We start from the raw sequence: 13572 nt of genomic DNA, 5'->3' as shown, positions 1-13572 counted from the left end.
TAAGAATGATCGACGATATTATTGTGAATTCAATGAAACCGAAATATTAAATAATGTCTCAAATAGAGCAGCATCCTCCCTATCTTGATACTGATAGGGAGGAGGAGTCAGGAGGAGATACTTTTTCGTGATATCGCGCACGATAATGGTGTAATAAAATTTTATTACATAAGGTTTGTTTGAGTTTATTTGTATCATGACACCTACTATAGCCACAAAATATCACCCGGCACATTGATTGCCATTTTTATATATTTTAGAAAATTTTATTGTTTCTAAAAAAATCATTTATTGTGATGAAAAATTATGAACTATGATATTTTTCCCAAGCCTGAATTTCTCTCTTATGTTAGATATAAATGTAACTTGTTACAGGCTCCATACCTGTGTAAAAAATATACCAATAATATAAAAATTTATGAAATCGCTATTTTTAAATAGAGTCAAGGCTAAATAAAACCTATTTACCACAAATAAAAACAATTAGAGACAATAATTTAAATTATTGTCTCTGTGCAGAGATATGACGATGTAAGGTATTAAACCTAAATTCTATATTTTACAAATCAACATAACGAATATTATATTCATCAGTAGAAATATAGATTTAATTCACCATTATCGTTATGACTGAGATAACTCCGATGAAATTTTTTGAATTGCATCAAAAGCACATTGTTGATCTAAAGAACCACTCGGTGCACCACCAATACCAATTGCCCCAATCACGTCATCACCAGATTTAACCGGAACACCACCACCTAATAATAGGAAACCTGGGATATGCACTAAATTTTGAGCACCAAGATTTGATTGTGCAGCTTTCATTACTTCATCTGACGTTCTTTGGGTAGATAATGCAGTATAAGCTTTCATTTTGCTCGCTTCAACGGTATGCAAGCCCGCTTTATCCATACGCTGAACAACTTTCACAACCCCACTTTTATCAACAACAGAAACAGTTACGTTGTAGTTATTCGCCGCACAAGATTGAATTGCCTCAGCAGCTAATTTATTTGCTACTTCAAGCGTAATATTACGTTCAGTAATTGTTGATGTAGCAAAAGCTGTTTGAGCAAATAAACCTGCTGCCAAGATAGTATAGAGAAAAGAATGTTTCATAGGTAAACCTCATTAAGTTGATGAATGATCAAACCCTAACTTAATGAGATTTATAAGCTATCTCTATTCGGTTGATTACTTATCCGGCCTAGTAGAAATACTTAGTCATAAGACAATGACTTAAATAGCTCATATTCTTTTACTAATTGTGGTAAGGAATGAATATCTAATTTATGAAATATATTAGCCCGATGAACTTCAATTGTACGTGGTGATAGCGCCAATTGTTGAGCAATTTGCTTACTGGTTTTTCCTTCCAGAATGATTTCCATTACTTCACTTTCACGCTCAGATAACTGGCTGAATTTAGTTTTCAACTGCTTATATATCTGCCATTGCTTAAATATTTTCTGATGAGATAATAATGCATTTGAAACTGTTTCAATTAATAAATCCGCATCAATAGGTTTAGTTAAAAATTCAAAAGCCCCCTTTTTAAAAGCACGGCGACAAATATCAATATTCCCATGTCCTGTCATAATAATCACCGGCAATGTATTATTGAGTTTTAGAAGTTCATCCTGCAATGTCAACCCAGGTTTTCCCGGCATACGAATATCCAGTAAAATACATCCCTGAATCTCTGAAATGTTTGTTTTATCAATTTCATCAAGAAATTCTTGAGCACCAGAAAATGAAGTTACCGGCCAATTCATTGTTTCTAACAACATGGATATTGAATCACGAATCGCTTCATCATCATCAATGAGATAAATCACTGCTGCCATTACTCCTCCTTACTCTTATGAACAGGTAACCAAATAATAAAACGAGCACCGCCTGTTTCACCATTCTCAGCACGAATATCACCACCAAGTTTCTGAATTAATGTCTCCGTTAGGGTCATACCTAACCCCATTCCCTGCTGACGTGTTGTAAAGAATGGAATAAAGATGTTTTTCAAAACCTCATCACTTAATCTTGGTCCACCGTCTGAAATCACGATTTTTATCATGCCACCAGCATAGGTAATATCAATACAGATCCAATTCTGATAGTTTGTGTGTTCTTGCTGCGCCTGAATTGCGTTATTTATTAAATTATGGAATATCTGTTCTACCCATAACGGTTCGGAAAATATTATTGGTAAATCATCACAAATATGCTTTATGACCTTTATTTTCCCTGCTTTGATTTCATTTTCGAGTAATATTTCAACCCGACCTAATATCGATACAACATTCACAGCCTGTAATACAATACTACCTGTCGTCAACTTTTGGCGGTATTGAGTTAATAAATTTGCGATGCGTTGAGTTTGCAGGATTGATGAATCCAGTATTGAAGTGATTTTATCATATTGCTGCTTTCCCATTAGCCGTAGTGCAGTTTGATTATAACTCATAATCGCCGTCAAAGGCTGGTTTAACTCATGAACGATACCCGTTGCCACTTCATCCATAGTATTCAAACGGGTGAACTCAAAGAAATGTGCCCGTAAATCAGAAATTTTCCTTAATCTCTTATTCTTTTGAATTAAAAAGATAAAACAGATAATCACCCCCCATAAGAAACTGAGACAAGTAATGTAACCCCACGGCAGTTGCGCCCATTGTTGATTGTTACTGGCTTTAAGCACAAAAGGCTGAAAACGACTGGTCAGCTTTTTCTCCCAGTTCCAAAAATGTTGTTCTTTCTCCAGCCCATGTGTAATCAATGGACGGTTATTCCAATCCAGTTGTACCCATCGAAATTGTGACAATAATGATAATTTCTTCATAAGGATATTGAGATCAATCAATAACCGGATACTGTTGTTTGTACTATTAAGCCAGTATCTTCCATCTCCTTCTTCACTGATTACAGGAAATATTAATACATTCACCGGAATCTCTTGTAATCCGATGATTTGCGGAAAATTTTCCTGTAACTGCTCTAATCCGATATTAGCATCCATTAGCGATACAATGGCATCATGCTGTGCAAGCTTTTCACTCAATTCCCGATAAAGGATATTAAATGAAACAGTTTGTTGTTGATAATTTTGCTCTAATGAATGACTAATCATTCCCCAGGCCGTTAAGATTGTTAACACGATCCACGCAAAAAAATGCCACATATGATTACCGAAAAGGATATATTTCATGATGTTAATATGTAGTAAGAATATATAAATGAAACAACTATCAGAACAAACAAATTCAAGGTGAATTGGATTTTAGATAACGTTTGTAATTTAGTGTCACACTAAAATTCATTACAACGTAATTATTTCATCAACATATTCCTCAAAGCTACGATAATGTTAAATTTCAATACCAGATTCGCGTTGTTCATTCTACGAGAATTTTTTGGCTCCTAATAAAATAATTTCGATAGATGAATACTGGATAAGAATTTACAGTGGTTTTTACTAAGACTTTTAATATCATGTCAAATTTCCTGAATAATTTAAGGCAACCACTTAACAAATCGACTAAATGAAATGGTTCTCATTCTCTTTATCATCACTCCAAACCTATAAAAATATCAATATTTATCAAATGGTTGATAAAATTCCCCACAATTATCCCCATTTGATCAGAAAAAACACTTTACAATCGATAGTGATAATTATTATCATTCGTATCGCTTTCAGACGAACCGCCTTCAGGGTAAAGATGAAAGCACGACATTGCTCACATTGCTTCCAGTGTTTACTTTAGCCAGCCGGGTGCTGGCTTTTTTTTATCGATCAATCAGGTTGTTACAATTTCAAAATATTTGAATAATTAGATTAGGTTTTTAGACTTTTATGTTATCTCTTCTCAACTAGACTGTAAAAACCATTGAGGAGATTTGAATATGATCTATTTACGCAAAGCATCAGATCGCGGCCACGCTAATCATGGCTGGCTAGATAGCTGGCATACTTTCTCATTCGCCAATTATTACGATGCCAATTTTACGAATTTCTCAGCACTAAAAGTGATTAATGAAGATTTCATCGAAGCAGGTCAAGGTTTTGGTGCCCATCCACATAACGACATGGAAATACTCACCTATGTGCTTTCCGGGGCTGTTGAGCATCAGGATAGTATAGGCAATAAAGGACAGGTACCCGCCGGTGAATTCCAAATTATGAGCGCAGGTACCGGTATTTGTCATTCAGAATACAACCCGAACAACGATCTCCAGTTACATCTGTATCAAATCTGGATTACCCCAGATAAAACCGGCTTGGCACCGCGTTACGAGCAGCGACGTTTTGATGATGTGCAAGGTCGCCAGTTAGTACTTTCCCCCGATGCGCGGGATGGCTCACTAAAAGTATTCCAGGATATGACCTTGTGGCGTTGGGTACTTAAAAATCATGAGACTTCCGAATATATTACAGAGAAAAACCGTTATATCTGGATACAAGTGGTACGTGGAGAAGTGACTGTTAATGGAGTGAGGGCAACCACCAGCGATGGTCTGGCGATCCGGAGTGAAACCCATCTTCAACTTAACACAGGTGATGACAGTGAAATATTGCTGTTTGACCTTCCTCCGACATAAATCCCCAATAAGCCTCACCCATGTGGATGAGGTTTATTTATACAAAAAGAAATTCACAATTACAGTTTAGGGCCCGCTTTTACCAAAGCTTCTCCTACTGGGGTATCCGTGTATTTATCAAAGTTGTCGACAAAACGATGTGCCAGGTCTTTCGCCTTCTCTTCCCACTGGGATTTATCTGCATAAGTATTACGCGGATCAAGGATATTGTTATCAACACCAGGCAACACAGTCGGAACCGCCAGATCGAAGATCGGTAATGTAATGGTATCAGCGTCCTCAATATCACCGTTCAAGATGGCGTCAATAATTCCTCGGGTATCCTTAATAGAAATTCGTTTACCCGTACCATTCCAGCCAGTGTTCACCAGATAAGCCTTGGCGCCTGCTGCCTGCATACGTTTTACCAAAACTTCCGCGTATTGGGTTGGATGCAGACTTAGGAAGGCCGCACCGAAACAGGCCGAGAACGTTGGTGTTGGTCCAGTCACACCGCGTTCTGTACCAGCCAGTTTTGCCGTGAAGCCAGACAAGAAATGATATTGAGTCTGCTCCGGTGTCAGACGGGATACCGGAGGCAACACGCCAAACGCGTCCGCTGTCAGAAAAATCACCTTGGTCGCGTGACCTGCTTTAGAAACCGGCTTAACAATGTTTTCAATATGGTAGATAGGATAAGAAACACGGGTGTTTTCAGTTTTTGAACCATCATTGAAATCAACCGTTCCATCTGCCAGTACAGTCACGTTTTCCAGCAATGCATCACGTTTAATCGCATGGTAGATATCAGGTTCCGCTTCTTTGGATAGATTGATGGTTTTCGCGTAACAGCCACCTTCAAAGTTGAATACGCCGTCATCATCCCAACCGTGTTCATCATCACCAATCAGCTTACGTTTTGGATCAGTAGAAAGCGTGGTTTTACCTGTACCTGATAAGCCGAAGAAAACAGCAACATCGCCCTTCTCACCCACGTTGGCAGAACAATGCATTGAAGCAATACCTTTCAATGGCAGCAGGTAGTTCATCATTGAGAACATTCCTTTCTTCATTTCACCGCCATACCAGGTACCACCGATAAGCTGCATACGCTCTGTCAGGTTGAACGCGACAAAGTTTTCAGAATTCAAACCCTGCTTTTGCCATTGTGGGTTAGTGCATTTTGCACCGTTCATCACAATAAAGTCTGGTTTGAATCCGGCCAATTCTTCATCTGAGGGGCGGATAAACATGTTCTTAACGAAATGAGCCTGCCATGCAACTTCTGTAATAAAGCGGACTTTTAGGCGTGTATCTGCATTCGCACCACAGAAAGCATCGACAATAAACAAACGTTTGCCTGAAAGCTGTTGAGTAACCAAGCCTTTCAGATGTGTCCATGTTTCCTGTTGCAATGGCTTGTTGTCATTTTTGCCTTTTCCTTGGTCAGCCCACCATACAGTGTCACGGGTGACATCATCACGGACAATATACTTATCCTTGGGGGAACGACCAGTGAAGATCCCCGTATCGACAGCCACAGCCCCCAGGTTGGTCAGAGTGCCACTCTCGTAACCTTTCAGTGAAGGTTTAGTTTCTTCTAAAAATAACAGCTCATAGCTTGGGTTATAAACAATCTCACTAACATCATGGATTCCATAATCCGCGAGTTCCTGCGGGGTAATGCCTTTAACACTCATGTTATTGCTCCTGGGTCCTGGATAGTCACACTTTTTCTGTGAGCAATAATAAATAGTTATGATTAATTAACAGCGATTGTTATCAAAAAATTGAAAACCTATCATTTTTTTAGGGGTAATCTGAGACGAAAGGCACGAAAGAAGCCTTTGAATATTATGAAGATTGATAGAAAGGCGCGGATCCGCGCCCTAAAAGGTAAAAACACCTGTTCAGACAGATATTATTTGTATTAGTGCAACCAGCTCTTTTTTTCTGACTTGATTTCAACGATATCATCAGCATCAAAAATATAGTGCGTACCGCAGTATTCACACTCCATATTAATATTGCCATCTTTCTGCAAAATATGATTAACATCCTCATCGGAAAGTGTGACTAACGTGTCAGCACAACGTTGGCGAGAACAAGTACAACGAAATTCAACGGGTTGCGGCTCATATAATACAACATCCTCTTCATGATAAAGACGATGCAAGATCTCCCTAACTTCCAGTGAAAATAACTCTTCACCTTTAATGGTTGCAGTAAGCTGCACCAGATGATCAAATACGTCTGCACTACCTTGCTCCGCTGCGGGCAAAATCTGTAGTAGCATACCGCCGGCAGCGATACTTCCATCCTGCATACCGGTACGGATAAACAGACGGGTTGGTAACTGTTCAGACTGCCTGAAATAATCATCCAGACATTCCGCCAGCGTTTCACCTTCCAGCGCAACGACCCCCTGATAACGCTCACCATGAGTTGGTGTAACGGTAATGACCATATAGCCAGTGCCAACCATCTGCTTTAGGCTGCTATTTTCAGCAACTAATCCGTCAATACGGGCGACACCGCGCATTTGTTGTTGATGGTTACCATTAATGACTGCCAGTTTTACCGGGCCATCGCCCTGAATTTGAACAGTAATATCACCATCAAATTTCAGTGTCGCCGTTAATAAACTGGTTGCGACCAACAGTTCTCCTAATAATTGCTGTACCGGCTGCGGGTAATCATGATTTTCCAGAATATGCTGGTAAGTTTCACTGGCTAAAACCAGCTCACCACGTACAGAATAATTCTCAAACAAAAAGCGGTGTAATTGGTCTTGTTTAAACATAAATATCTCTCACTGGAGCAGGTTATTCCTGCTCACTTAATTTGGTGTTCTTAAACTTAATCAACGTGCGTCTTTCTTTTTTATCCGGCCGGCGATCAGGATGAGGCATAGTTAATGCGTTCATTTTACGGGCTATTGCTAGTTTTTCCCGGTTAGCCATACTCGCTTCAGTCTCCCGGTAAAGTTGTTGAGCTTCCGGTGCACCGCACCGATGGCTGCTTAACGCAAGAACTTCAACAGTACGTTGATCATTACCCTGACGCAGTTTAATTTCAGCCCCGAGTTCAACCATTTTACTCGGTTTACTTCGTTGACCATTATAGTGAACTTTACCGCCATCTATCATTTCCCGTGCCATAGCCCGTGTTTTATAAAAGCGGGCAGCCCACAGCCATTTATCCAGACGGACTGCTTGATTGGAGTCTGAGTTATCTTTCAATTTTCCTCCCAATATCAGCTCTGGCGAAAAAGCAAAGCCTAACACATCATTGCTGATTATCGCCAACACGCAGGCGGGAAAGTCGTACTGAAACAATTATCGTAATACTGCCTGATTTTGCTGAGACGTTGTTTGTTTTGCCGATTTTTCTTAACAGCTAACACCAAATTAATGACTAAAGCCGCAGAAAGAACCAAGAGTAAAAACGTTGTGCCAATACAACGGATCAACGTCATGGAATCCAGTTCACTATGTAACACAATCCGGCGGGCTCCATTAGTATCTACGGACAACTCTGTAATAATTCCTACTGTCTCAAATGGTGTTTGCAACACCGTATCCGATAACCGCTGTAACTCGCGCCATTGTTCTAACGCACTATGGTCATAAGAGACAATTGCCGGCGTTATATATTCAACCAACTGTTTGCCTTCATCACTGATCAGCAGAACACCGCCCGGAGAAGGGCTATTAAGCAGGATTGCTATTTTATCTATTTCCCGGTAGATAAATGATGATGTAGTCACATCAACCAGCTTTCCTAACGCTTCAGCCCCTGCCGGACGCAATAAAACATGAATGTCATCAAACTTGCCATCCTCTGTATTCTTTAACAAAGTTGTCCAATCATTGGCACTACCCAGGTTAACCAAAGCATTCTTCAATCGAAAACAGTCTGCTTCTTTTCCACATAATTTTTTAGTTTTCAAGATGATATCAGGAAAATCATCCAATAAAATCATACCAGATTTAGCAATTTCCTGAGCAAGACCTGGATTAATTACATCGCTATTTTCCTGTAAACGTAATTGCTTATTAACGGTTGCAATCAGTTTAGCCGCATTTTCTATAACTTCTGATTCTTGGATTACCAGTGAATTAGCGCTATTCCAATATATACCTGAGCAATCAAATGGAGAAAAATAGATGTTTCCTTTGCCGGTCATATTATTTGGTGGCATATAACACATACCAACCCCTTTTGCTTTCAGAACATCCCCGATCCGCAGCTCCATCTCTTTCATCGTATTAGCATCAGTGACAACCTTTGTACTGCTACCACGCAACCAAGCAAAACTGAGTTTCATGGGTACACTAACCGGCTGATAAAAATAGAGCAGCAGCATAATAAGCAAGCTGCCACCAATCATCATTAGATTTTTCCCATAACGGTGATAAGGGTAATTTTTCTCTTCATCATGCAAAGAGAGATAATTCCCTTGCCTGACTACCTGGCCGTTAGTGTAAATATCGATATTGGTTTTTTGATCGAGATCATAGGTAACATAAGATTCCCAATGAGGTGGGTAAATTAAATCAATCCCACCAAGAGAAATATTATTCATTTGCCCTTGTTCAAATTCCCCAAATAATCCCCATCGTTTTGGCATACCGGTAAAACAGTGGATATCCTGGTGCCTGCGCCTTGAAGACAGGCAGAACAACGGCCAGAAACTGACAACCATTAAACTGCCAGCAATCAACATTAGCCACGGTAAAAACAGTATCGGTGAGAGTAATGCAAGAAACCAAATAAAAAATCCGAGACACAAGAATCCTCCCTCCCAAATACCCGATGAGTGATTCAACCGGTATTCTTCTGCTGTCTCTTTGCGGATATTTTGTAATTTTACGCTGGTATCGCCATTTTTTTGGATCGATGCCTGCTGATGGGATACATCTGAAACTACCGGAGCGGAAGGAAAATCCCGTTGAAAATCTTTCAGGAAGTGACCATTAATCGAAATAACAAGGGGTATTCTCGCGGTGAGAACGACATCAATAATATTCTGTTGTTTAACAAAAGGCTCAAGGAAAAATGGCAAATGAACTTCTACCATATCAATATAATAACGCCAGCTATGTGGTTCATCTGAGGCAATAGAAAACCGGGTAATGGAATTACAGATAGTATAAACCGTGCCATTTTTGTCCGTCAGAATTGACCCGCTTGTTTTATTGATACGGTCGGTTAAAACCAGTGGCAACACCTGTTTCAGATAATATTCAATGGCCTGATGTTCATCAGCATGAAGTTTACGATGGATCGGGTCAGCAACAGAAGGCAGATAACGGGCGTTATCATGCGGCTTCCATCTGAAAATCAGAAAAGAAGCCATTATAATCAGGCTAATTATCAAGATAGCCAATATAACAGCTGTTGAGTTCATTTTTCCCCCACATCCATGACAATATTGCTATTGCTGCTTGCAAAATAGCAACCACACGTTCAGTTCTGAATCAGGTTATTCCCATCTGTTTTTTTAATTTATTTTACAACAAGTTATATAATCACCCGCTGAACTATCTATGATACAGATCTATTTCCAGAGAGGATAAAGGTAACAGTAACAACAATGACAAGCGATAATCACTATCATTTATCAAAATAATCGGCCATATTTAGTCAAGCTATGGAGTGTACCTAATTTCATCATAAAACCTAAGGTTAATGAAATAATTTATGACGTAATAATGCACAGACACTCAAATCAACCAAATATTAATGCCATCAGGGGCAACTATGAATGACCCGAAAAACCCTAAAATCCTGAACATAGAGAACATTGCCCATTCACGTTTATTTCATATTCAGTCAGTCGATCTCGAATTCAGTAACGGTGTAAAACGCGTTTATGAACGGATGCGCCCAGCAACCCGGGAAGCGGTTCTAATCGTCCCGGTCATTGGAGATGAATTGATACTCATCCGTGAATACGCAGTAGGTATTGAGCAATACGAATTAGGCTTTCCCAAAGGCGCTATTGACCCTGGTGAAAATGTCCCTGAAGCAGCTAACCGCGAATTGAAAGAAGAAATCGGTTTTGGGGCTAGAAAAATAGAGCAATTAGCCAAACTCACTATGGCTCCATCCTATTTTTCCAGCAAAATGAACATTGTTATTGCTGAAAATCTCTATCCGGAAAGCCTGGAAGGGGATGAGCCTGAACCATTGCCACAAATACGTTGGCCAATAGCCGATATGATGTCATTACTGGATCACGCTGATTTCAACGAAGCGCGAAATGTCTGCGCCCTGTTTTTGGCGCAAAAATACTTACACTACCGCTGAAGTTAACAGGCACAACGGATTTCCCGTTGTGCCTGATTTATTATCAGAATAGCTCGTGACTTTCACCATTCTCGATCAACGTTGTGCCAACTTCCTGCACCGCACTCTCTGTAGGCTGAGTTCCGTCAATAAAATACTCACTGCGAGTATCTCCACCTCCACTAGCAAGTTTACCTGTTTTACGATCTATCACGACGGAAACAATACCCGGGGGGACGGCTACTTCTTTTTCAGGAATACCCTCCAGTGCAATTTTCATAAAGTCATCCCAAATTGGCTGCGCACTCTTAGCACCCGCCTCACCGCCACTAGCTGCTGTACGACCAAGGCTTCTACGGTGGTCATCAAAACCAATCCATACGGTCGTCACAATATCCGGTCCATAACCTGAAAACCAGGCATCCTTTGAACTGTTGGTTGTTCCGGTTTTACCACCAATATCGCGACGTTTCAGATCGCGCGAAGCGCGCCATCCCGTACCGCTCCAACCTGGCTCACCAAAGATATTGGTATTCAAAGCATCATGGATCAGAAATGCCAAAGGGGTACTGATAACGTGAGGAGCATACTTTTGCCCATCTTCACTACCGTCAATTAACGGAACTTTTTCTAACTCAGGCAGCGGTAATATCTTCTGCTGCCCGACCTGAGATTGAGCTACATTTTCAATCGAGTTTTCAGAAAGTTCGATCGAACGCACAGTATCACCATAAATCACCGGAATATCGCATTGTGGACACGCAATCTTCGGCTTTGCCTCAAACAGAATATCCCCATCTTCATTTTCAATTCGGGTAATGAAATAAGGATCTATCAAATAGCCGCCATTGGACATAACCGAATACCCACGCACCATTTGCATTGGTGTAAATGATGGGGATCCCAAAGCCAGAGATTCTGTACGAACGATATTTTGTGCCGGGAAGCCAAACCGTTGCAGGTAATCAGCGGCATAATCAACTCCCATCGCACGCATTGCCCGAACCATCACAACATTCTTCGATTGCCCTAATCCCTGACGCAAACGAATTGGCCCCGCATAAGTTGATGGGGAATTTTTCGGACGCCAGTCAGTACCGGCGCCCGCATCCCAGCGGCTGATTGGCAGGTCATTAAGCAATGAAGCCAGCGTCAGCCCTTTATCCATCGCAGCAGTATAGAGAAACGGTTTAATATTGGAACCAATCTGACGTAATGACTGCGTAACTCGGTTAAACTTACTTAAACTGAAATCGAACCCACCCACCAGCGCCTTTACAGCACCATCATTAGGATCAATAGAAACCAAAGCCGCATTAACTTCCGGCATTTGTGACAACCACCAGATATCTTTTACTTTCTGAACCCAAACCTGCTCACCTGCCTGAACCACTTCATTCACACTACGTGGAACCGCACCCTGCACACTATCAGATTTGAATTTTCTGGCCCAACGCACACCCGCCATTGGCAATTCCGCACTGCTGCCATCAGCCAGCATCACTGTCGCTTGATCAGCGCCTGTTCTGGTCACAACCGCTGGCATTAACGGCCCATAATTTGGCAAAGCCTTAAGCTTCTTAACAATCTGTTCCCTATCCCAGGCAGGTTCACCCACTTTCCACAACACCTCCTGCGCCCCGCGATAGCCATGACGCATATCGTAATCAATGATGTTATTACGTACCGCATCCGTAGCAGCTAATTGAAGTTTACGGGTAATCGTAGTGTAAACTTTATAGCCGTCGGTATAAGCATTTTCACCATAACGCTCAATCATGTCCTGACGTACCATCTCAGCTAAATAGGGCGCAGAAAACGCAATCTGAGGCGCATGATAATTCGCCACCAGCTTTTCACTTCTGGCTTGATTATATTGCTGCTGAGTAATATAGCCCTGATCGAGCATACGGCTCAGAACCACATTCCGACGGTTAATCGCCCGACCATAAGAATAAAGCGGGTTAAAAGTAGAAGGCGCTTTTGGCAGACCGGCAATCATGGCCATTTCACTCAATGTCAACTCATTAACATTCTTACCAAAATAAACCTGAGCCGCAGCCCCAACACCATAAGCTCGGTAACCAAGATAAATTTTATTGAGATAGAGTTCGAGGATCTCATCTTTATTCAGTAACTGCTCAATCCTGACGGCCAGAAAAACTTCCTTGATTTTACGCATCAATGTCTTCTCAGGACTGAGAAAGAAATTTCTCGCCAGTTGCTGAGTAATGGTACTGGCCCCTTGAGAAGCACGGCCTGAAGTCATCGCCACAGATGCCGCCCGAATAATTCCTATAGGATCAACGCCATGATGTTCATAAAAACGACTGTCCTCCGTTGCAATAAATGCCTTCACCATAACAGGTGGAATTTCGGACAGCGTAAGAGGCATACGACGCTTCTCACCATACTGAGCAATAAGCTCACCATCCGCACTGAACACCTGCATTGGTGTCTGTAATCGAACATCTTTTAATGTCGCCACATCAGGTAACTGAGGCTCGATATATTTGTACATGCCAAAAATCGAGGCTGTTCCCAGAAAAATGCAACTCACGACAAAGATTAAAAAATACTTTACGAACTTCACCTGAAATTTCCCATGCCACGTTAGTTGGGTGGTTTATAAACAATCGGCGCGTAGTATAAAGGTTACACAGCACCTTGAATATGGTCTTTTATTAAAATTACTGA

General features: G+C 40.9%; 10 protein-coding genes and 1 pseudogene. 3 read left to right on the top strand and 8 right to left on the bottom strand.

The features are described 5' to 3' along the window. Positions 1-624 precede the first annotated feature (624 nt). The 3 genes from C5470_RS11090 to C5470_RS11080 all read right to left on the bottom strand — a co-directional run bounded on the left by C5470_RS11090 (position 625) and on the right by C5470_RS11080 (position 3157). Positions 625-1122: a GlcG/HbpS family heme-binding protein gene (locus C5470_RS11090; protein WP_166288846.1), complete on the bottom strand. Its 498-nt coding sequence runs from the start codon at positions 1120-1122 to the stop codon at positions 625-627. A 101-nt stretch (positions 1123-1223) separates the two neighbouring features. Next, positions 1224-1850 (bottom strand): response regulator transcription factor, encoded by a 627-nt coding sequence (locus C5470_RS11085; protein WP_166288843.1) that lies wholly within the window; start codon positions 1848-1850, stop codon positions 1224-1226. Next, positions 1850-3157, bottom strand: a complete 1308-nt coding sequence (locus tag C5470_RS11080; protein ID WP_339916451.1) for a sensor histidine kinase — start codon at positions 3155-3157, stop codon at positions 1850-1852. Before C5470_RS11080 ends, C5470_RS11085 begins: the two co-directional genes overlap by 1 nt. A gap of 448 nt (positions 3158-3605) precedes the next feature. On the opposite strand from C5470_RS11080, the pseudogene C5470_RS23635 reads away from it, so the two are divergent. Together C5470_RS23635 and C5470_RS11075 are read left to right on the top strand one after the other, a co-directional pair. After that, a pseudogene (locus tag C5470_RS23635) lies at positions 3606-3795 on the top strand (hypothetical protein); the annotation flags it as partial. Positions 3796-3906: 111 nt separating this feature from the next. Continuing rightward, positions 3907-4602, top strand: coding sequence for a pirin family protein (locus C5470_RS11075; protein ID WP_166288837.1), 696 nt, complete (start codon positions 3907-3909; stop codon positions 4600-4602). A 59-nt stretch (positions 4603-4661) separates the two neighbouring features. Here the strand turns inward: C5470_RS11075 and pckA are convergent, their stop codons facing one another. The 4 genes from pckA to C5470_RS11055 all read right to left on the bottom strand — a co-directional run bounded on the left by pckA (position 4662) and on the right by C5470_RS11055 (position 9994). Beyond that, positions 4662-6281 carry a phosphoenolpyruvate carboxykinase (ATP) gene (pckA, locus tag C5470_RS11070; protein WP_166288834.1) on the bottom strand — a complete coding sequence of 540 codons (1620 nt, stop codon included), beginning with the start codon at positions 6279-6281 and terminating at the stop codon, positions 4662-4664. A gap of 230 nt (positions 6282-6511) precedes the next feature. Next, the gene (gene hslO, locus C5470_RS11065) at positions 6512-7384 is read right to left on the bottom strand and encodes an Hsp33 family molecular chaperone HslO (RefSeq protein ID WP_166288831.1); all 873 of its coding nucleotides are present in this window, start codon (positions 7382-7384) and stop codon (positions 6512-6514) included. Positions 7385-7406: 22 nt separating this feature from the next. Beyond that, complete coding sequence (gene hslR, locus C5470_RS11060) at positions 7407-7823, bottom strand: ribosome-associated heat shock protein Hsp15 (protein ID WP_166288828.1); 417 nt, start codon at positions 7821-7823, stop codon at positions 7407-7409. Between the two features lie 56 nt (positions 7824-7879). Beyond that, the gene (locus tag C5470_RS11055) at positions 7880-9994 is read right to left on the bottom strand and encodes an IgaA/UmoB family intracellular growth attenuator (RefSeq protein ID WP_166288825.1); all 2115 of its coding nucleotides are present in this window, start codon (positions 9992-9994) and stop codon (positions 7880-7882) included. 353 nt (positions 9995-10347) lie between these two features. Here C5470_RS11055 and nudE point away from each other — a divergent pair, with 353 nt between their 5' ends. Next, a complete protein-coding gene (nudE, locus tag C5470_RS11050) occupies positions 10348-10896 on the top strand; it encodes an ADP compounds hydrolase NudE (protein ID WP_166288822.1) in 549 nt (182 codons plus the stop codon). Positions 10897-10939: 43 nt separating this feature from the next. Here nudE and mrcA read toward each other — a convergent pair whose 3' ends face one another. Then, entirely contained in the window at positions 10940-13468 is a 2529-nt protein-coding gene (gene mrcA / locus C5470_RS11045; protein ID WP_166288819.1) for a peptidoglycan glycosyltransferase/peptidoglycan DD-transpeptidase MrcA, read from the bottom strand. Between the last annotated feature and the right edge of the window lie 104 nt (positions 13469-13572).

Source organism: Photorhabdus stackebrandtii, assembly GCF_011189495.1.
GTDB classification, from domain to species: Bacteria; Pseudomonadota; Gammaproteobacteria; order Enterobacterales; family Enterobacteriaceae; genus Photorhabdus; species Photorhabdus khanii.
The sequence above is the reverse complement of the archived record's forward strand: the minus strand, read 5'-3'. Positions and strand labels throughout refer to the sequence as shown.

Coding starts and splice junctions, on each gene's coding strand:
- C5470_RS11090 (WP_166288846.1), bottom strand. CDS start 1,122: ATGAAACATTCTTTTCTCTATACTATCTTGGCAGCAGGTTTATTTGCT.
- C5470_RS11085 (WP_166288843.1), bottom strand. CDS start 1,850: ATGGCAGCAGTGATTTATCTCATTGATGATGATGAAGCGATTCGTGAT.
- C5470_RS11075 (WP_166288837.1), top strand. CDS start 3,907: ATGATCTATTTACGCAAAGCATCAGATCGCGGCCACGCTAATCATGGC.
- pckA (WP_166288834.1), bottom strand. CDS start 6,281: ATGAGTGTTAAAGGCATTACCCCGCAGGAACTCGCGGATTATGGAATC.
- hslO (WP_166288831.1), bottom strand. CDS start 7,384: ATGTTTAAACAAGACCAATTACACCGCTTTTTGTTTGAGAATTATTCT.
- C5470_RS11055 (WP_166288825.1), bottom strand. CDS start 9,994: ATGAACTCAACAGCTGTTATATTGGCTATCTTGATAATTAGCCTGATT.
- nudE (WP_166288822.1), top strand. CDS start 10,348: ATGAATGACCCGAAAAACCCTAAAATCCTGAACATAGAGAACATTGCC.